This is a genomic window from Rhodococcus sp. NPDC019647, assembly GCF_044389235.1.
Taxonomy (GTDB): domain Bacteria; phylum Actinomycetota; class Actinomycetes; order Mycobacteriales; family Mycobacteriaceae; genus Rhodococcus_F; species Rhodococcus_F oxybenzonivorans.
Window position 1 is genome coordinate 311,353 of the sequence record NZ_JBIRXS010000001.1, and the last position, 18,573, is coordinate 329,925.

Annotated in this window: 19 protein-coding genes; 14 read left to right on the forward strand and 5 right to left on the reverse strand. The window is 66.9% G+C overall.

The annotated features are described in order from the left end of the window. Window positions 1–12: 12 nt before the first annotated feature. The 4 genes from ACH49N_RS01525 to ACH49N_RS01540 all read right to left on the reverse strand — a co-directional run bounded on the left by ACH49N_RS01525 (window position 13) and on the right by ACH49N_RS01540 (window position 2,411). Window positions 13–840: an SDR family NAD(P)-dependent oxidoreductase gene (locus ACH49N_RS01525; RefSeq protein ID WP_358270466.1), complete on the reverse strand. Its 828-nt coding sequence runs from the start codon at window positions 838–840 to the stop codon at window positions 13–15. Continuing rightward, on the reverse strand, window positions 837–1,322 hold the full coding sequence (locus tag ACH49N_RS01530) for a nuclear transport factor 2 family protein (protein ID WP_358270465.1): 486 nt from the start codon (window positions 1,320–1,322) through the stop codon (window positions 837–839). Before ACH49N_RS01530 ends, ACH49N_RS01525 begins: the two co-directional genes overlap by 4 nt. Window positions 1,323–1,437: 115 nt before the next feature. Then, window positions 1,438–1,881, reverse strand: coding sequence for a ferritin-like domain-containing protein (locus ACH49N_RS01535; RefSeq protein ID WP_358270463.1), 444 nt, complete (start codon window positions 1,879–1,881; stop codon window positions 1,438–1,440). Beyond that, a complete protein-coding gene (locus tag ACH49N_RS01540; protein ID WP_358270461.1) occupies window positions 1,878–2,411 on the reverse strand; it encodes a hypothetical protein in 534 nt (177 codons plus the stop codon). The genes ACH49N_RS01535 and ACH49N_RS01540 overlap by 4 nt, the downstream gene beginning before the upstream one ends. Before the next feature lie 223 nt (window positions 2,412–2,634). Here ACH49N_RS01540 and rimP point away from each other — a divergent pair, with 223 nt between their 5' ends. The 11 genes from rimP (at window position 2,635) to truB (ending at window position 13,718) form a co-directional block, all read left to right on the forward strand. After that, complete coding sequence (rimP, locus tag ACH49N_RS01545; protein WP_358270459.1) at window positions 2,635–3,207, forward strand: ribosome maturation factor RimP; 573 nt, start codon at window positions 2,635–2,637, stop codon at window positions 3,205–3,207. Beyond that, window positions 3,204–4,235, forward strand: coding sequence for a transcription termination factor NusA (gene nusA, locus ACH49N_RS01550; RefSeq protein WP_109330833.1), 1,032 nt, complete (start codon window positions 3,204–3,206; stop codon window positions 4,233–4,235). The genes rimP and nusA overlap by 4 nt, the downstream gene beginning before the upstream one ends. Window positions 4,236–4,279: 44 nt before the next feature. Beyond that, window positions 4,280–4,633, forward strand: coding sequence for a YlxR family protein (locus tag ACH49N_RS01555; protein ID WP_358270457.1), 354 nt, complete (start codon window positions 4,280–4,282; stop codon window positions 4,631–4,633). A gap of 105 nt (window positions 4,634–4,738) precedes the next feature. Next, on the forward strand, window positions 4,739–7,714 hold the full coding sequence (infB, locus tag ACH49N_RS01560; RefSeq protein WP_358270455.1) for a translation initiation factor IF-2: 2,976 nt from the start codon (window positions 4,739–4,741) through the stop codon (window positions 7,712–7,714). Window positions 7,715–7,816: 102 nt separating this feature from the next. Beyond that, window positions 7,817–8,107: a DUF503 domain-containing protein gene (locus tag ACH49N_RS01565; protein ID WP_109330827.1), complete on the forward strand. Its 291-nt coding sequence runs from the start codon at window positions 7,817–7,819 to the stop codon at window positions 8,105–8,107. A gap of 116 nt (window positions 8,108–8,223) precedes the next feature. Next, complete coding sequence (gene rbfA, locus ACH49N_RS01570) at window positions 8,224–8,712, forward strand: 30S ribosome-binding factor RbfA (RefSeq protein WP_109330825.1); 489 nt, start codon at window positions 8,224–8,226, stop codon at window positions 8,710–8,712. Window positions 8,713–8,722: 10 nt separating this feature from the next. Next, entirely contained in the window at window positions 8,723–9,724 is a 1,002-nt protein-coding gene (locus tag ACH49N_RS01575) for a bifunctional oligoribonuclease/PAP phosphatase NrnA (protein ID WP_317746542.1), read from the forward strand. Between the two features lie 12 nt (window positions 9,725–9,736). After that, window positions 9,737–11,119, forward strand: a complete 1,383-nt coding sequence (locus ACH49N_RS01580; RefSeq protein WP_397504358.1) for an MATE family efflux transporter — start codon at window positions 9,737–9,739, stop codon at window positions 11,117–11,119. Window positions 11,120–11,188: 69 nt separating this feature from the next. Beyond that, a complete protein-coding gene (locus ACH49N_RS01585; RefSeq protein WP_358270453.1) occupies window positions 11,189–12,118 on the forward strand; it encodes a metallophosphoesterase in 930 nt (309 codons plus the stop codon). Then, on the forward strand, window positions 12,115–12,768 hold the full coding sequence (gene npt, locus ACH49N_RS01590; RefSeq protein WP_250764143.1) for a 4'-phosphopantetheinyl transferase Npt: 654 nt from the start codon (window positions 12,115–12,117) through the stop codon (window positions 12,766–12,768). The genes ACH49N_RS01585 and npt overlap by 4 nt, the downstream gene beginning before the upstream one ends. A gap of 35 nt (window positions 12,769–12,803) precedes the next feature. Then, a complete protein-coding gene (gene truB, locus ACH49N_RS01595) occupies window positions 12,804–13,718 on the forward strand; it encodes a tRNA pseudouridine(55) synthase TruB (RefSeq protein WP_358270451.1) in 915 nt (304 codons plus the stop codon). 1 nt (window position 13,719) lies between these two features. Here truB and ACH49N_RS01600 read toward each other — a convergent pair whose 3' ends face one another. Next, window positions 13,720–14,433: a metal-dependent transcriptional regulator gene (locus ACH49N_RS01600; protein ID WP_109330819.1), complete on the reverse strand. Its 714-nt coding sequence runs from the start codon at window positions 14,431–14,433 to the stop codon at window positions 13,720–13,722. A gap of 164 nt (window positions 14,434–14,597) precedes the next feature. On the opposite strand from ACH49N_RS01600, the gene ACH49N_RS01605 reads away from it, so the two are divergent. From ACH49N_RS01605 to ACH49N_RS01615, 3 genes are all read left to right on the forward strand, one after another. Beyond that, window positions 14,598–15,572, forward strand: a complete 975-nt coding sequence (locus ACH49N_RS01605; protein ID WP_201453467.1) for a bifunctional riboflavin kinase/FAD synthetase — start codon at window positions 14,598–14,600, stop codon at window positions 15,570–15,572. A 111-nt stretch (window positions 15,573–15,683) separates the two neighbouring features. Beyond that, window positions 15,684–15,953, forward strand: coding sequence for a 30S ribosomal protein S15 (gene rpsO / locus ACH49N_RS01610; protein ID WP_109330815.1), 270 nt, complete (start codon window positions 15,684–15,686; stop codon window positions 15,951–15,953). 313 nt (window positions 15,954–16,266) lie between these two features. Next, window positions 16,267–18,540: a polyribonucleotide nucleotidyltransferase gene (locus ACH49N_RS01615; RefSeq protein ID WP_109330812.1), complete on the forward strand. Its 2,274-nt coding sequence runs from the start codon at window positions 16,267–16,269 to the stop codon at window positions 18,538–18,540. Window positions 18,541–18,573 lie beyond the last annotated feature (33 nt).

Here is an 18,573-nt window from a genome sequence, read left to right on the forward strand (position 1 = left end):
GACAGCGGCGGTTCAGAAGACGGGTCCGCCGCCGAACGCCGCCCGGTGGGACGGCGGGGTGCGGCCGTTCGTGTCGGTGATTCCGTACTCGCGCGCGAGTTCCGCGGTCACGAAGGTGTGACCGCTGCGGTCGGAGAGGGACGGATCGTCGACGAGCCCGCAGATCACCTGGCCGACGAACTGCGGCGACTCGGCTTCCGCGACAGGAAATCCCGCGATGCTGTCGACACCGCTGGCGAGGATCATCTCCGTCCGGACGATCCCCGGCCACAGGGACACCGTCCGCACGTCGTGCGGCGCCAGCTCGACGGCCATGTCACTGGCCATCTTGTCCAGCCCCGCCTTCGACATGCCGTAGAGGACGGAATGAAGGTGGCTCCGGGTGCCGAACGACGAGATGTTGGCGATCAGGCCGCGGCGCCGGGGAACCATCAGCCGGGCAGCCTCCACGGACGCAACGTAGTGGGCCCGCAATCCGACGCCGATGAGGGAGTCCCAGTCGTCGAGCGGACGCTCCCAGAAGGGAGTGCTGAATCCCCCGAACCCTGGCGGACTCGCCCACACGTTGTTGACCAGCAGGTCGAGCCGGCCATCCTGCTCGTCGGCGATGTGCCGGAACAGGGTCCGCACGTCGTCGTCGTTCCGGTGATCGCACGCAACGGCGACTCCGGTGCCGCCGGAGTCGGAGACCGTCTCGGCAGCGCCAACCAGTGGGCTGCCTTCCGGTGCGGGGCCCCGGCCGGTCAGGTACACCGTCCATCCCGCCGCACCCAGAGCCGTGGCCACACCCTTGCCGACGCCGCGGCTCGCCCCGGTGACCAGGGCAACGCGGGCGGTCACTGCACCACCACCGTGTCCGAAGCGAGCGGACGGGTTATCGACCATCTCACGCTGTAGTGGCACCGCGACATTCGCCATTCACCGTTCTCGACCCGATAGTCGTCGTCGTACTCGCCGGAGGACACCGTCTCCGTACCGTGGAGCAGATCGACTTGACGGAAAGCCAGCGTCCACGCGCCGGACGCCTCGGTCTCGCCGTGCAACTCGATGTGGGGATGAAAGCCGTGATGCATGTCGAGGATGACCGGCCGACCGTCCACTTCCCGTAGGGCGATGTCCGTGAACACCTGGGTGATGCGGTCAGCGTCGTCGAACCGGCCGAGGACGCCGAAGTCGATCGACGCTCCCGACGAGACGAAACAGGCCCGGAACGCGTCCGGGTCCTTTCCGTCACAGGCGCGCCAGTACCGGTACTTCAGCGCCTTGATGGCCTCGACCCTCTCGAGATCGTCCAGACGCCGTTCCATCGAGCGATCGTCCACGCCGTCGTCCTCTCGTTCCACCAGTGGCCTGGCTGAGACGCTAGGCCGAGAACGAGTCGCGTGGGTGTGGGCATCCCGGTGGCCGGGAACCGGGTTGTCGGGAACCTGGGCGCGGTTACGGTTGGCCGGGGAAGACCGCTGTCGTGGGGTCTGTTCCGAGCGCGAGACGCCAGCCCGCCTCGCGGATCGCCGACTCCGTCAGCGCGGCGACCCCCAGCGACCGCGTGTCCTCCGTCTCGCCGTGCTCGACGACAGCGCGCCAGGCGATGGCGGTATCGGCTTCAACTCGTGCGGCGAGCTGGGCCGCCGAGACAGGGTCGGTGACCGGGAACGGCAGGGTGTAACCCGCCTCGGCGGCCGGGGCCGTCAACTCTGCGGCCGTCAACGTGTCGATCAGGGCGTCGCGGCGTGCACGGTGGCCCGCGGCGCCGGCAGCCACCTGATCCGCACGAACCGGATTGGAGAATGCAGCGACCACCCCGTAGGCGAATACTGCGGCATGCTCGGCGGCGAGTGCGTCGGCGAGACTCCGCCCCTCGGATTCGGTAGGAGCGGTCACGACAGCACCACCGCCAGGTAGGTGGCGCACGCGGCGCTGATGGACGCCGACAGCCCGGCGCGGTAGCCACTCAGAGTCCGCGCCGAATCAGCTGCACTGCGCTGGGACTCGGCGAGTTCGGCGCGTAGCTGATCCAATGTCGGCGGGGGAGCCGGCGCGGTCGGTGCCGCGGACGCGGACGGCGAGGTGGTCGGCGTCGTTCCGTCCGGATAAGTTCCTGCAGCTCTGGCTATTTCGGCGTCCAACGCGTCTGCGTGCGCGGTGCGTTGGACGCGGACGAGGTCGAGCGCGGCGCTGCGGTCGGGGTGCAGTGCGATCGAGGCCGCAGCGCCTGCGGCATCACGTCGGGCCAGCTGCGACTGGGCGACGAGGGAATCGACCTCTGCCTGGTCGTTCGTGTCCTCGGTGCACCCCGCCAGGAAAGCGACACCGGTGGCACCGACGGCGGAGACTGCTGCGAGCCGGAGAGCGGCGCGCCGGGACACGGCCGGGCCGAACGTCGGCGGTCGGGAGGCGGTGGGCGTGAGCACCGGTCCATGGTGCCAGGTCGGGTGGCGAAGCCGGGAATCGGCGAGCGGTGCTGGTCACGGAAGCCTCCGATCGGCGTTACTCTTAGATGCCCGAACCCGTCGGAACGGGTAGCGGTGCCGCGTGCGCCCAGCACGTGACGCTGCAGCACCGGACTTCCGACGAACGACCCGCCCGACGAACGATCCGCCCGACGAACGACAACTGAAACGAGGAGCTTTCCCGATGCCGGTTCCATCCAAGGAGAGGGTGACGGAGCTCATCTCCGATCTGGTGCACAGCCAGGGTTACGACTTGGAGGACGTTGCCGTCAACCTTGCGGGCAAGCACAGCGCGGTCCGGATCATGGTGGACAGCGACGCCGGGCTCGAGCTCGATGCCGTGGCGCGCCTGAGTCACATGATCTCGGAGGTCTTCGACTCGGTTCCGGACTTCGGGGAGACTCCGTACATGCTCGAGGTCACCTCTCCCGGTATCGACCGGCCGCTCACACATGAGCGGCACTGGCGCCGGGCACGCGGCCGGAAGGTGCGCATCGACCTTCCGAACGAGACCGTCGTGGGCCGTATCGGTCGGTGGGACGACGACGTAGTCGAGGTGGTGATCGGGTCGCGCTCCGGGCCGGAGGTTCGCCGAGTGTCCGTGTCGGACATCGAGAAAGCCATTGTGCAGGTGGAGTTTTCGAAGCCTGACCCGCGAGAGTTGGAGCTCGCAGGTGGAATACCCGAGGGTCGGGTGTCGCCGTCCGACTCCGATATATCGGAAGAGGAAGAAGTAGTAGAGGAGTTGGACAAGTGAATATCGACATTGCGGCGTTGCGCGCCATCGAGGCTGACAAAGGCATTTCGATCGAAACCGTCATCTCGACGATCCAGACGGCGCTGCTGACGGCCTATCGGCACACCGAGGGCCACAAGAATCATGCGCGGATCGACGTCGATACGAAAAGCGGCATCGTGCGCGTGATGGCGCACGACGTCGACGCGGACGGCAACATGGTCGGCGAGGAGTGGGACGACACCCCGGAGGGCTTCGGCCGCATCGCGGCGACCACCGCGCGTCAGGTCATCCTCCAGCGCCTGCGTGACGCCGAGCACGAGCGGAGCTTCGGTGAGTACTCCACCCACGAGGGTGAGATCGTCGGCGGTGTCATCCAGCGCGACACCCGGGCGAATTCCCGAGGCATGGTCGTCGTGCGGATCGGCAGCGAGGCCAATGGTGCCGAGGGGCTGATACCGCCCGCCGAGCAGGTTCCCGGCGAGACCTACGAGCACGGCGAGCGTCTCAAGTGCTACGTCGTGGGAGTGTCGCGGGGGCAGCGCGGACCACAGATCACCCTTTCCCGGACACACCCGAATCTCGTCCGGAAGTTGTTCGCGCTCGAGGTTCCGGAGATCGCGGACGGGTCGGTGGAGATCATCGCCGTGGCGCGGGAAGCGGGCCACCGGTCGAAGATCGCCGTCGCGTCGCGCGTCTCCGGACTCAACGCGAAGGGGGCGTGCATCGGCCCGATGGGCCAGCGCGTGCGGAACGTGATGAGTGAACTCGCCGGCGAGAAGATCGACATCATCGACTTCGACGAGGATCCCGCCCGGTTCGTCGGCAACGCGTTGTCGCCGTCGAAAGTGGTCTCCGTCACAGTGGTGGATCCGGATGCGCGCGCGGCGCGAGTCGTCGTCCCCGACTTCCAGCTGTCCCTCGCGATCGGCAAGGAAGGGCAGAATGCCCGTCTTGCTGCGCGCCTGACCGGTTGGCGGATCGACATCCGCAGCGATGCGGCGCCCACCCCGGAGTCGGCCGACGGACCCGCCGCCACCACTCGTTGAGCGTGGAATGCGGAGATCGGGGCGAGTCGGCGGTAGAGTGGTCAATGGTTCAGCATGAGCTCCCGGATTTCACGCGCGTCAGTGCCGGTTCGCCGGTACGGACGTGCATTGGATGTCGAGAGCGCGCGCTGGCTCTCGATCTGCTCAGGGTCGTGGTAAGTGAGAGTGGGCCGCAAGGCCATATACTCGTTCCCGACCCACGACGTAGGCTTCCCGGACGAGGTGCGTGGCTGCACCCCGATCAGGCTTGCCTGAGTCTCGCAGAGCGACGCCGAGCCTTCGGCAGAGCGCTGCGAGTCGCCGGAAGTGTGGATACGTCAGAGATCGAACATTGGGTACGAGCAGAACGCACACGCAGAGCAGTACCTCTCGAACAGAACAGGCACAAGCACTCATGAGCACACCGTGAAGCACCAGCGATGATCGTCCATCGGAGATAACCCGAGGTCGTGCGGGCCCCTCTCAGGGGAGCCTCCTGCTCGACCTCATCAGTGAGGAGAGCAGTGGCAGGCAAGGCCCGCGTGCACGAGTTGGCTAAAGAACTCGGTGTCACAAGTAAAGAACTACTCGCAACGCTCAAGGAGCAGGGCGAGTTCGTGAAGTCGGCGTCCTCCACAGTGGAGGCGCCCGTTGCCCGACGTCTGCGGGAGTCGTTCCCGAAGTCTTCGTCGCCCGATTCAGCGGCACGCCCGGCGGCAAAGCCCGGCGCGCCGGCGCCGAGCGCACCGTCGACGACGTCGGCCAAGCCGGGCGGACCCCGTCCCGGCCCCAAGCCGGCAGCCCCGGCTCCGGCAGCACCCGCACCGGCGGCGCCGGCTGCATCAGCTCCCGCAGCCACGCCCGCGGCGCAGGCTCCGGCAGCGCCCGCAGCAGCGGCTCCGGCAGCTCCTACCAGCAGTGCACCTACGAGCAGTGCACCGAAGCCGGGTCGCCCGGCTCCGGCCGCGCCGGCACCCGCTGCGCCGTCGGCTCCGGCCGCCAGTGCGTCCGCGGCTCCGTCCACCGGCGCAAAGCCGGGTGGGCCGCGACCGGGCCCCAAGCCTCCGCGTGTCGGTAACAACCCGTACTCGTCGGCTCCGGCCGAGCGCCCGGCGCCGCGTCCGGCTCCCGGCGCACCGCGTCCCGGTGCTCCTCGACCCGCTCCGGGTCAGGGCGGTCCTCGTCCGGCTCCGGGTCAGGGCGGTCCTCGTCCGGCTCCGGGTCAGGGTGGACCTCGTCCGGCTCCGGGTCAGGGCGGTCCTCGTCCGGCTCCGGGTCAGGGTGGACCTCGTCCGGCTCCGGGTCAGGGTGGACCTCGTCCGAGTCCCGGTTCGATGCCTCCTCGTCCGAACCCCGGCGCGATGCCGGCACGCTCGGCTCGTCCCGCACCCGGTGGTGGCCGTCCCGGCCGTCCCGGCGGCGCTCCCGGTGGGCGTCCCGGCGGTGCAGGCGGCGGCGGTGGCTACCGCGGTGGCGGTGCCCCCGGTGCCGGTGCCGGTGCCGGTGCTCCCGGTGGCGGCGCACCCGCAGGTGGTTTCCGCGGCCGTCCCGGTGGCGGTGGACGCCCCGGTCAGCGCGGTGCAGCAGCGGGCGCGTTCGGTCGCCCCGGTGGCGCCCCGCGTCGTGGTCGCAAGTCCAAGCGTCAGAAGCGCCAGGAATACGACTCCATGCAGGCGCCCGCCGTCGGTGGCGTGCGGTTGCCGCGTGGCAACGGCGAGACCATTCGCCTCGCTCGCGGTGCTTCGCTTTCGGACTTCGCGGAGAAGATCGACGCGAACCCGGCTGCCCTCGTGCAGGCACTGTTCAACCTCGGTGAGATGGTGACGGCTACCCAGTCCGTCAACGACGAGACCCTCGAGCTGCTCGGCGGCGAGATGAACTACGTCGTCCAGGTCGTCAGCCCGGAGGACGAGGATCGTGAGCTGCTCGACAGCTTCGACCTCACCTACGGTGAAGACGAGGGCGGCGAAGAGGATCTCATGTCCCGTCCGCCGGTGGTCACCGTCATGGGCCACGTCGACCACGGTAAGACCCGCCTGCTCGACACGATCCGTAAGGCCAATGTCCGTGAGGGCGAGGCCGGCGGTATCACGCAGCACATCGGTGCCTACCAGGTGCTCACCGAGCTCGACGGCAACGAGCGTCTCGTGACGTTCATCGACACCCCCGGTCACGAGGCCTTCACGGCCATGCGTGCTCGTGGTGCCAAGGCCACCGACCTCGCGATCCTGGTCGTCGCCGCCGACGACGGCGTCATGCCGCAGACGGTGGAAGCGATCAACCACGCCCAGGCGGCCGACGTGCCGATCGTGGTCGCGGTGAACAAGATCGACAAGGAAGGCGCGAACCCGGACAAGATCCGGCAGCAGCTCACCGAGTACGGGCTGGTGGCCGAGGAGTACGGCGGAGACACCATGTTCGTCGACATCTCGGCGAAGCAGGGCACCAACATCGATGCACTGCTCGACGCCGTGCTGTTGACGGCGGACGCTGCCCTCGACCTGCGGGCCAACCCGGATATGGACGCACAGGGTGTCGCCATCGAGGCGCACCTCGACCGTGGACGCGGACCCGTCGCGACCGTGCTCATCCAGCGTGGAACGTTGCGGGTCGGTGACTCGATCGTCGCCGGCGACGCCTACGGCCGTGTGCGCCGGATGGTCGACGAGCACGGCGAGGACGTACTCGAGGCAATGCCCTCACGTCCCGTGCAGGTGGTCGGTTTCACGTCGGTCCCCGGTGCAGGTGACAACCTGCTCGTGGTCGACGAGGATCGCATCGCCCGTCAGATCGCCGACCGGCGCAATGCGCGTAAGCGCAACGCTCTGGCCGCGAAGAGCCGCAAGCGGATCAGCCTCGAGGACCTCGATTCGGCCCTCAAGGAGACGTCGCAGCTCAACCTCATCCTCAAGGGTGACAACTCCGGAACCGTGGAGGCCCTCGAGGAGGCGCTGCACGGCATCCAGATCGACGACGAGGTGCAGTTGCGCGTCATCGACCGTGGTGTCGGTGGCGTCACCGAGACGAACGTCAACCTGGCCGCTGCGTCGAACGCGATCATCATCGGGTTCAACGTCCGCGCCGAGGGCAAGGCGACCGAGTTGGCGAACCGCGAGGGCGTCGACATCCGGTACTACTCGGTGATCTACCAGGCAATCGACGAGGTCGAGAAGGCCCTCAAGGGCATGCTCAAGCCGATCTACGAAGAGGTCGAGCTGGGCAAGGCGGAGATCCGCGCGATGTTCCGCTCGTCCAAGGTCGGCAACATTGCCGGTTGCCTCGTCACCTCGGGTAGCATCCGTCGCAATGCAAAGGCCCGGCTGCTGCGTGACAACACGGTTGTCGCCGAGACCGTCACCATCTCTTCGCTGAAGCGGGAGAAGGACGACGTCGTCGAGGTACGCGAGGGTTACGAGTGCGGTTTGACGGTCACCTACACCGACATCAAGGTCGGTGACGTCATCGAGGCCTACGAGCTTCGGGAAAAGCCGCGTGACTGATCTCCCTTTTCGAGTGGGGTGACGTAGCAGCGTTATCCGGCGTGCGCTTCTCCGGCCGACTGGTTCGGCCGGAGAAGCGCACGTCTCCCCGAAGGAGGAAAGTTGTACGTCGGTGCGCTCGAGCTCGACATCTTGCTCGGTGACGTGCGATCTCTGAAAGAGAAGCGTGCAATGGTCAAACCGGTTCTCGCGGAGCTGCGTCGCTACGGTGTGTCCGCCGCGGAAACCGGCGAACAAGATCGGTACCGCCGGTCGATGCTGGGCGTCACCATGGCGAGCTCGGCCGTCGATCACGTACACGAAGTGCTCGACACCTGCGAGCGGCATGTTGCAGATCTGCCGGAGCTGCAACTACTCGCCGTGCGGCGGAGAATCTTCGGGCCCGAGGACTGACTCGGTATGCCCTGCCCGGCGGGTCGTCACGACGCCCCGGCGTGCAGAATGAGAAAGACAGAGCAAAAGCAGGACCACAAACTTATCGAGCGGCCAGGGAGAGGAGTCTGATTGTCATGGTGGATCCCGCCCGGGCACGCAAGCTCGCCAAGCGCATCGGCACCATTGTTGCGACGGCAATCGATCACGAAATCAAGGACCCCCGCCTGGCGTTCGTGACCATCACCGACACCAAGGTGACGGCCGACCTCCACGACGCGACCGTGTACTACACCGTGATGGGCGCCGACCTCGAGTCGGAACCTGATCTTGCTGCTGCGGCCGCAGGCCTGGAGAAGGCCAAGGGTGTTCTGCGCTCCAAGGTCGGTGCCGGCACCGGCGTGAGATTCACGCCGACGCTCACGTTCGTCGCGGACACCGTGCCGGACACTGCCCGTCATATGGAAGAACTCCTCGCCCGCGCTCGTGCCGCGGACGACGAGGTCGCCCGTGTCGCTGCCGCGGCGTCCCCGGCCGGAGACCCGGACCCGTACAAGGAGCCACGAACCGAGGATTCGGACGACGTGGATGTCGACGAGCCGTCCGGTTCCCGCCAGGCGGACTGACGCCGACGACATGACCCACACTCAGGAGACGTCCCTGTCTGATCTCGATCGCCATGAGGTGTATCTGCCGCAGGCGGTCGCCGTCCTCGAGAACGCGACGTCGGTGACGGTTCTGTGTCACGTTCAGCCCGATGCCGACACCATCGGCAGCGGCCTTGCGCTCGGTTTGGTACTCGAGCGTAAAGGTATCCCGGTGCAGGTGGCGTTCGCTGCTCCGGATGAACTGCCCGAGTCGATGCGCGAACTGCCCGGCACCCACCTGCTGGTGCCGGCGGATCAGGTGCATCGAAACGTCGATCTGCTGGTCACCGTCGACTGCGGCAGCGCTGGGCGGCTCGGCACGCTCGCGGGCCGCCTCCATGATGCGGCGGAGACGCTCGTCATCGACCACCATCGGTCCAACACCAGGTTCGGGCGGATGAACCTGGTGGACGAGTCGGCGGAATCGACCACTGCGGTCCTGGCTCAGATGTTCGACCTGTGGGGCGTGGAGATCGACGCCGACCTCGCGCACTGCCTCTACGCCGGCCTCGTGACCGACACCGGTTCGTTCCGCTGGGTCCAGCCCGGGACCCACACCCTCGCCGAGCGGCTACTCGCGACCGGTATAGACGGTGCCCGGATCGCCCGGCGACTGCTCGACACCCATCCCTTCGGCTGGCTGCCGATGCTGTCCACGGTGCTGGGATCAGCCACATTCGTTCCCGGCGCCGCAGGCGGCCGTGGTCTGGTCTATGCCGTCATCCGACAGGCCGATGTGCGGGGTCTGCGCTCCGAAGAAATCGAAAGCGTCATCGACATCGTCCGCACCACATCGGAGGCCGAGGTCGCCGCGGTCCTGAAGGAGGCCGCAGACGGCACCTGGTCGGTCTCGCTGCGCTCCAAGTCCGACGTGGACGTCTCGCTCGTCGCCGGATACCTCGGCGGCGGCGGACACCGGTTCGCGGCCGGGTACACCGCAGTCACCTCCGTCGACGAAATCGTGGCGTCACTCGTCGAGTCGCTCGGCTGAGGTTCGGGTCAGTTGGCGGAAGTCTCGGAGAGCACGGGCGATGTAACGGCTGGGACGAAGGTTTCGGGCGATGTAGCTGCGCGCACGGTGTTCGGTCTTGCGCTCCCGGCGCTGGGGGTGCTTGCCGCGGAACCGATCTATCTGCTGTTCGACATCGCTGTCGTCGGACGGCTCGGTGCGCTGGCACTCGCGGGTCTTGCGGTCGGCGGACTGATCCTGGCGCAGGTCAGCACCCAGCTGACGTTTCTGTCCTACGGGACCACGGCCCGGGCTTCGCGGATGCACGGTGCCGGGGACGAGCGTGGTGCCGTCCGCGAGGGGGTGCAGGCGACGTGGCTTGCGCTCATCATCGGCGTGACGGTGGTCGCGCTCGTTCATCTGCTGGCCGGTCCCGTGACTTCGGCGATCGCCGGCGGCTCCGACATCGCGCACGCGGCGGCGAGTTGGTTGCGCATCGCCGTGTTCGGCGCCCCGTTGATCCTGATCGCGATGGCCGGCAATGGCTGGATGCGCGGCATGCAGAACACCGTGCGGCCCTTACGGTTCGTGATCGCGGGCCTCGTCGTGTCGGCGATCACGTGTCCGCTGCTCGTACACGGACTGTGGGGCGCCCCGCTCCTCGGACTCGAGGGTTCGGCCGTGGCGAATGTGATCGGCCAGGCCGTGTCGGCCAGTCTCTTCGTCGGTGCGCTGGTATTCGAACGAGTGCCGCTGCGTCCGCAGTGGGGCGTGATGCGGGCTCAGATGATCCTCGGCCGGGACCTGATCCTCCGGAGTCTGGCGTTCCAGGCGTGTTTCCTCTCGGCAGCCGCAGTCGCATCACGGTTCGGGGCCGCAGCTGTCGCCGCACATCAGGTGGTCCTGCAGTTGTGGAATCTGGTCGCACTCACCCTGGATTCCCTCGCGATCGCCGCACAGGCCTTGGTGGGTGCCGCACTGGGCGCGGGGCACGCCCGCGGGGCCACCCGCCTGTCGTGGCGTATCACGCGGTGGTCCACGCTCTTCGCGTCGGCGTTGGCGCTCATGTTCGCCCTCGGTCACAGTGTCGTACCCGGCCTGTTCACCTCCGATACTGCGGTGCTGGACGACATGGCGGTGGTGTGGTGGTTCTTCGTTGCCATCATTCCCGTGGCCGGAGTGGTCTTCGCTCTCGACGGTGTGCTCCTCGGGGCGGGAGATGTCGTGTTTCTCCGGAATGCCACCCTGGCCTGCGCGTTGGTCGGCTTCCTGCCCTTGATCTGGCTGTCGATGCTCCGCGACTGGGGTCTGGCGGGAATCTGGACGGGGTTGACCGTGTTCATAGTGCTTCGGATGCTCGCGGTCGTCTGGCGCGTCGGCACCGGCCGCTGGGCGGTGACCGGTGCAGACCTTCAAACCCGGCACCCCGAGGCCTGACGCGGACGGAAACGCGAACCGGTGCAACGAGCGATCGACAAGGAAACGCGATCGGGAAGGGGAGTGGACGTGGCAGCCAAGTTGATGGCCGTGAGCGACACCCATGTCGGACACCGGGGAAATCGCCCGATCACCGAGGAGATCTACCCGGATTCTCCGGACGACTGGCTGATCGTCGCGGGTGACGTCTCCGAGAAGACCGACGACATTCGCTGGGCCCTGAAGCTGCTTCGGAGCAGGTTCGCCAAGGTCATCTGGGTGCCCGGCAATCACGAGCTGTGGACGACGGCCAAGGATCCGGTCCAGATGCATGGCGTCGCGCGCTACGACTACCTGGTCACGATGTGCCGCGAGATCGACGTCATCACTCCCGAGGATCCGTTCCCGGTGTGGGAGGCAGAGGACGGCCCGGTCACGCTGGTTCCAATGTTCCTTCTCTACGACTACACGTTTCTGCCCGCCGGAGCCACCTCCAAGGAGGAGGGCCTCGCGATCGCGCGGGAGAAGAACGTGGTGGCGACGGACGAGTTCCTGCTGTCGAGCGAGCCGTACGGCACCCGGGATGCGTGGTGCCGTCACCGCGTGGAGACGACGAAGGAGCGCCTCGATGCGCTGCCCGCCGGCACCCGGACGGTGCTGATCAACCACTTTCCCCTCGTGCGTGAGCCGACCCAGGTGCTGTGGTACCCGGAGTTCTCGTTGTGGTGCGGCACCGAGATGACGGCGGACTGGCATACCCGGTACAACGCTGTCTGTGCGGTGTACGGGCACTTGCACATTCCGCGTACCACCTACTACGACGGCGTGCGGTTCGAAGAGGTCTCTCTCGGATATCCGAGGGAGTGGCAGCGGCGTGGCCTTCCGGAGAAACTGCTCCGCCAGATCATGCCGGTGCCGGAGTATCCGCCGGGGACGCTCAACAAGTGGGGCGGTCACTTCAAGGTGACTCCCGAGCAGGAGGCGGAAGTGGAGAAGATGCGGGCGAGGGGGACTTTGTGATCGAGAGGATCCTGCCCTCCGGTGTGGCGTCTGCCGAGCTCTTCGAAGACCCGCCGGGTTTGCGTCCGCATCCGCAGGAGGAGGCGCTGATCGGGCGGGCGGTGGAGAAACGTCGCCGCGAATTCACCAGCGCCCGGCACTGCGCGCGACTGGCCATGGCGAAGCTGGGTGTGGACCCTGCCCCGATTCTCCGGGGAGAGAAAGGCTCGCCGGTGTGGCCTCGCGGCGTCGTCGGAAGTCTGACGCACTGTGACGGCTACCGCGGCGCCGTGCTCGGGTATGCGATGCAGGTGCGGTCCGTCGGAATCGACGCCGAGCCGCACGAGGCTCTGCCCGAGGGTGTGCTCGACGCGGTGAGCCTCGAGGTGGAACGGAAGTGGCTGTCGGGGACTGACGACTCGGTGCACTGGGACCGGCTGCTGTTCTGTGCCAAGGAGGCGACGTACAAGGCATGGTTCCCCCTCACCGGGAGATGGCTGGGTTTCGAGGACGCACACATCACCTTCGAGGCCGCGGACGGCGGCACGGGCACCTTTCATTCAAATCTGCTCATCTCGGGGGAGACCCTCGATGGGCCGCCGCTGGCGTCGTTCGACGGACGCTGGATGGTGTCGGACGGCCTCATCATCACAACAATTGCGGTGCAGTGAGAGTGCCGATTGCCCGGCTGGCAGAATCGGAACACGTGCCTGCGCGTGAAAAGCCTTCGTCCGGTCTCGTCGGTGCCGGTCTGCTCATCGTCGACAAAGACGCCGGGATCACCAGCCACGATGTCGTGGCGCGGTGCCGCAAACTCCTCGGTACCCGGAAGGTCGGGCATGCGGGCACTTTGGATCCCATGGCGACGGGCGTCCTCGTCCTCGGCGTGGAGCGTGCGACGAAGATGCTCGGGCTTCTGGCGTTGACCACGAAGGCGTACACCGCGACTATTCGGTTGGGGCAGTCGACCGCCACCGACGACGCCGAGGGCGAGACTCTGGCGTCGGCCGATGCTTCTGCTGTGCGAGACGAGGAGATCGCCGCGCACGTGGCGCTCCTCACGGGCGAGATTTCGCAAGTTCCTGCGAGCGTCAGCGCCATCAAGGTCGACGGGCAACGCGCCCATGCCCGGATTCGTGCGGGCGAGGAAGTGGAACTGGCGGCGCGCTCGGTGACGGTTTCCCGCTTCGACGTGGTCGCGCGACGCGACGAGGGCACGTTCGTCGATCTGGATGTCGAGGTGGAATGTTCGTCCGGCACCTACATTCGTTCTCTCGCCCGCGATCTCGGCGCCGCGCTCGGGGTGGGCGGTCACCTGACAAGGTTGCGGCGAACGCGAGTCGGGCCCTTCAAACTGGACCATGCCCGCACCCTCGAACAGTTGGCCGAGGAGCCGGCGGTCAGCCTCGACATCGACGCGGCAGCGCAGACTGCGTTCCCGCATCGACTCGTCGATGCTGCGGAGGCCGAGTCGATCAGTCAGGGCCGGTGGCTCGAGCCGGTCGGAATCAAGGGTGTGTACGCCGCCATCGACCCGGGCGGCTCCACCATCGCACTGCTGCAGGAGCGCGGCAAGCGTGCCAGTTCGGTGATGGTGGTTCGTCCGGCGACGCTGAGATAGCTCACACCAGCCAGATGGCCTGGGCCGCCGGGTTGCCCAGTTCGACGGAGTCCGGACCGGCGTCGAGCCGGACCGACACCGTCCCCGCGTAGTCGCGTCGCTCGAGCACCGTCACTTCGACGTCCAGTGCCACGCCGACCGAATCGAAATAGCGCAGCATGGCCGGGTCCGAGTCGGAGATCCGTGCGATCCGGCCGCTTTCGCCGTTCGCGAAGTGACTCAGCTGGCGGGCCGGGGGTGTCGGAACCGAACCGTCGACCGAGGGGATGGGGTCACCGTGGGGATCCCGCTCCGGGTGTCCCAGCTTGGCGTCCATCCGGTTGATCATGAGATCGGACACGGCGTGCTCGAGTATTTCCGCTTCGTCGTGTACCTCGTCCCAGCCGTACCCCAGTTCGCGCACCAGATACGTTTCGATGAGCCGGTGGCGACGGACCATTCCGATGGCGGCCACCCTGCCCGCCTCGGTGAGTGCGATGGAACCGTAGCGGGCGTGATCGACCAGCCCCTGATCGGACAGCTTCCTGATGGCCTCCGACACGGTGGACGCCGACACGCCGATCTTCTCGGACAACAACTTGGTGGACACCCGCTCCTGCGACCACTCCCCGGTGGTCCAGATGACCTTGAGGTAGTCCTGCGCCACAGCCGACAAGGAGCCGGTCTCCGATGCCGTGTCCTCGGTCGCGATCTGGTCATTCTTGTTTCCGGCCACGCCCCGAGCTTAGGCAAGTCTTACCGGACAGACACATCGACACACCTCGAAGGGGCACTCGCGGGGGAAGAACGGCGAGGTGACGGCACGTCCGCCTACACGATCCCGGGGGACCGGCCGGTCCGGAGATGAACATCGGCGCGCCGCACCGTAGGCTGCCAGTCGTGCTGAGATGGCGTGGTCTCGACGAGGTTCCTGCCGACTGGGGTCGTTGTGTACTCACGATCGGCGTATTCGATGGCGTGCACCGAGGTCACGCCCAACTGATCAGCCGGGCGGTGTCGGCTGCACGCAAGCGTGGAATACCCAGCGTGCTCATGACTTTCGACCCACATCCCATGGAAGTGGTTCGCCCGGGCAGTCATCCCGCCCAGTTGACGACGCTGGCCCGCCGCGCCGAACTCGCGGAGGACCTCGGGATCGACGTGTTCTGCGTCATGCCGTTCACCGCCGAATTCATGAAGCTGACGCCGGAGCGGTATGCCCACGAAATTCTCGTGGAGCGTCTGCACGTGGCCGAGGTCGTCGTCGGTGAGAACTTCACCTTCGGCAAGAAGGCCGCCGGCAACGTCGACCTGCTCCGTCAGATCGGCGACCGGTTCGGGTTCGCGGTCGACGGCGTCACGCTGCTCGCCGAGCACGCCGTCACCTTCTCCTCCACTTACATCCGTTCGTGCGTGGACGCAGGCGACATGGCCGCCGCGACGGAGGCCCTGGGCAGGCCCCACCGGGTAGAGGGGGTAGTCGTCCACGGGGACGGTCGCGGGCGTCAGCTCGGTTATCCGACGGCCAATGTCGCGCCTCCGATGTACGCGGCCATCCCCGCGGACGGGGTTTACGCGGCTTGGTTCACCGTGCTCGGGCACGGCGTCGATCTGGGTACGGTCACCTCGGGGGAGCGCTACATGGCGGCCGTGTCGGTCGGCACCAACCCCACGTTCTCGGGCCGCACCCGTACAGTGGAGGCCTTCGTTCTCGATCGTGAGGCCGACCTCTACGGCCAGCACGTCGCTGTCGATCTGGTCGAGCGGTTGCGAGGGATGGAAAAATTCGACTCTGTCGACGATTTGATCGTCGCGATGGGGCGCGACGCGGAGCGGTCACGCGAGATCCTGTCCGCCTCGGACGGCGCAACGTAATCGAGCCGCATTTCAGCTGGTAAAGTAGTCCGCTGGCGTGCGCTGCGGTTCGCGGTGGCCGCGTCGAATATCGATCCTTTCACGCGAACGTCATTACCAGGAGTGAAAACAGTGGCATTGACCACCGAACAGAAAAAGCAGGTTCTGGGCGAGTACGGCCTGCACGAGACCGACACCGGTTCGCCGGAGGCGCAGGTGGCCATGCTCACCAAGCGCATCGTCGATCTCACCGAACACCTCAAGACGCACAAGCACGACCACCACTCCCGCCGCGGCCTGTTGCTGCTGGTCGGACGCCGTCGTCGTCTGCTCAAGTATGTCCAGAAGGTCGACATCGAGCGTTACCGCTCGCTGATCGAGCGTCTCGGCCTGCGTCGCTGAGTTTCGTGGCACGGCGATCATTCGATCGCCAATCACTCCGGTAGCCGGCGTGGCCTTGCTTAGACTGGGCCTCGCTGGCTATCGGCGTTCGCTGCCGTAGGGCAGCACTACCGTATGCACCCGAGAATGTGGTGTCGGTCTTCGGTAGTGGTCGTCCGGACACGGTCCGGGGGACTTCGATCGACGGCCGCCTCCGCACAGCGACATCCCGAGATCTCGAGAGGGGGATGTCCCTCAGGTGCGCAGTTCTCGCCAGGAGGGTGAGAACGCCCGCGCGGGTACGGCGAAGACGAGAGGGAAGTGAAAAGAAGAGATGACAGAGAACTCCGCAGTAGAGATCGATGAGGGCGTGTTCGAATCCACCGCCGTGATCGACAACGGGTCCTTCGGCACCCGCACCATTCGATTCGAGACCGGCCGCCTCGCTCAGCAGGCCGCCGGCGCCGTCGTCGCCTACCTCGACGACGAGACCATGTTGCTGTCGGCCACCAGCGCCAGCAAGCACCCCAAAGAGCACTTCGACTTCTTCCCCCTGACGGTGGACGTCGAGGAGCGGATGTACGCGGCCGGTCGCATTCCCGGCTCGTTCTTCCGCCGTGAGGGCCGTCCCTCCACCGACGCCATCCTCACCTGCCGCCTGATCGACCGTCCGTTGCGCCCGTCGTTCGTCGACGGCCTGCGTAACGAGATCCAGGTCGTCGTCACGGTGATGAGCCTCAACCCGCAGGACCTCTACGACGTGGTCGCCATCAACGCGGCGTCGGCGTCCACCCAGATCGCCGGCCTGCCGTTCTCCGGTCCTGTCGGTGGTGTGCGTGTAGCGCTCATCACCTCGGCGGAGAACAAGGCCGGCCAGTGGGTGGCATTCCCGACGGTCGAGCAGCTCGAGAACGCAGTCTTCGACATGGTCGTTGCCGGCCGCATCGTCTCCGGTTCCGGTGACGACGCCGACGTCGCGATCATGATGGTCGAGGCCGAGGCCACCGACAACGTGATCTCCTTGATCGCGGACGGCGCTCAGGCACCGACCGAGGCGATCGTGGCCGAGGGCCTCGAGGCGGCCAAGCCGTTCATCGCGCGGCTGTGCACCGCTCAGCAGCAGCTCGCGGCGAAGGCGTCGAAGCCCACCGGCGAGTTCCCCGTCTTCCCGGCGTACCAGGACGACGTGTTCGCCGCGGTCGAAGAGGCCGCCGCCGAGAAGCTGAGTGCCGCACTCACCATTGCCGGCAAGCAGGAGCGCGACGACAAGACCGACGAGGTCAAGGTCGAGGTGCTCGAGCAGGTTGCACCCAAGTTCGAGGGACGCGAGAAGGAACTCGGCGCAGCGTTCCGTTCGCTGACCAAGAAGCTGGTACGTCAGCGCATCTTGCGCGACCAGTTCCGCATCGACGGTCGTGGAATCACGGACATCCGTTCGCTCTCCGCCGAGGTTGCCCTCGTGCCGCGGGCACACGGTTCCGCGCTGTTCGAGCGTGGCGAAACCCAGATCCTGGGCGTCACCACCCTCGACATGGTGAAGATGGCGCAGCAGGTCGACAGCCTCGGGCCCGAGACCACCAAGCGGTACATGCACCACTACAACTTCCCGCCGTACTCCACCGGAGAGACCGGTCGTGTCGGTTCGCCGAAGCGCCGCGAGATCGGACACGGCGCGCTGGCCGAGCGGGCACTCATGCCTGTACTGCCGAGCGTCGAGGAGTTCCCCTACGCCATCCGTCAGGTGTCGGAGGCTCTCAGCTCCAACGGTTCCACCTCGATGGGTTCGGTGTGTGCGTCGACGCTCGCGCTGCTCAACGCCGGTGTGCCGCTGAAGGCTCCGGTTGCCGGTATCGCCATGGGTCTGGTGTCCGACCAGGTCGACGGGGAGACCCGCTACGTGGCCCTCACCGACATCCTCGGTGCCGAAGACGCTTTCGGTGACATGGACTTCAAGGTCGCGGGCACCAAGGACTTCGTGACGGCCCTCCAGCTCGACACGAAGCTCGACGGCATCCCGTCGAAGGTCCTCGCCGGCGCGTTGTCGCAGGCCAAGGATGCGCGTGCGACGATCCTCGACGTCATGGCCGAGGCCATCGATACTCCGGACGAAATGAGCCCGTTCGCTCCGCGGGTGACGGCCATCAAGGTGCCCGTCGACAAGATCGGCGAGGTCATCGGCCCCAAGGGCAAGATGATCAACTCGATCACCGAGCAGACCGGCGCCAACATCTCCATCGAAGATGACGGCACCGTGTTCGTCGGTGCGACGGACGGCCCGTCCGCGCAGGCCGCGATCGACATGATCAACGCCATCGCCAACCCGCAGCTGCCGAAGGTCGGCGAGCGCTTCCTGGGCACGGTCGTCAAGACCACCGCCTTCGGTGCGTTCGTGTCGCTTCTCCCCGGCCGCGACGGGCTGGTGCACATCTCGAAGCTGGGCTCCGGCAAGCGCATTGCCAAGGTCGAGGACGTCGTGAGCGTCGGCTCCAAGTTGAGGGTCGAGATCGCCGACATCGACAACCGCGGCAAGATCTCGCTGATCCCGGTCGAGGAGGACGGCGCTGCGCCGGCCACCGAGCAGGACGAAGAGCAGGCAGCCGAGAAGTAGGTCTTTCCCAGCTCCTGCCGAGCGGCCCCGCAC

Excerpts from the sequence above, each read along its gene's own strand:
- ACH49N_RS01615 (WP_109330812.1), top strand. The coding sequence starts at position 16,267 with ATGACAGAGAACTCCGCAGTAGAGATCGATGAGGGCGTGTTCGAATCC.
- ACH49N_RS01555 (WP_358270457.1), top strand. The coding sequence starts at position 4,280 with ATGGTTCAGCATGAGCTCCCGGATTTCACGCGCGTCAGTGCCGGTTCG.
- ACH49N_RS01575 (WP_317746542.1), top strand. The coding sequence starts at position 8,723 with ATGACCCACACTCAGGAGACGTCCCTGTCTGATCTCGATCGCCATGAG.
- rbfA (WP_109330825.1), top strand. The coding sequence starts at position 8,224 with ATGGTGGATCCCGCCCGGGCACGCAAGCTCGCCAAGCGCATCGGCACC.
- rimP (WP_358270459.1), top strand. The coding sequence starts at position 2,635 with ATGCCGGTTCCATCCAAGGAGAGGGTGACGGAGCTCATCTCCGATCTG.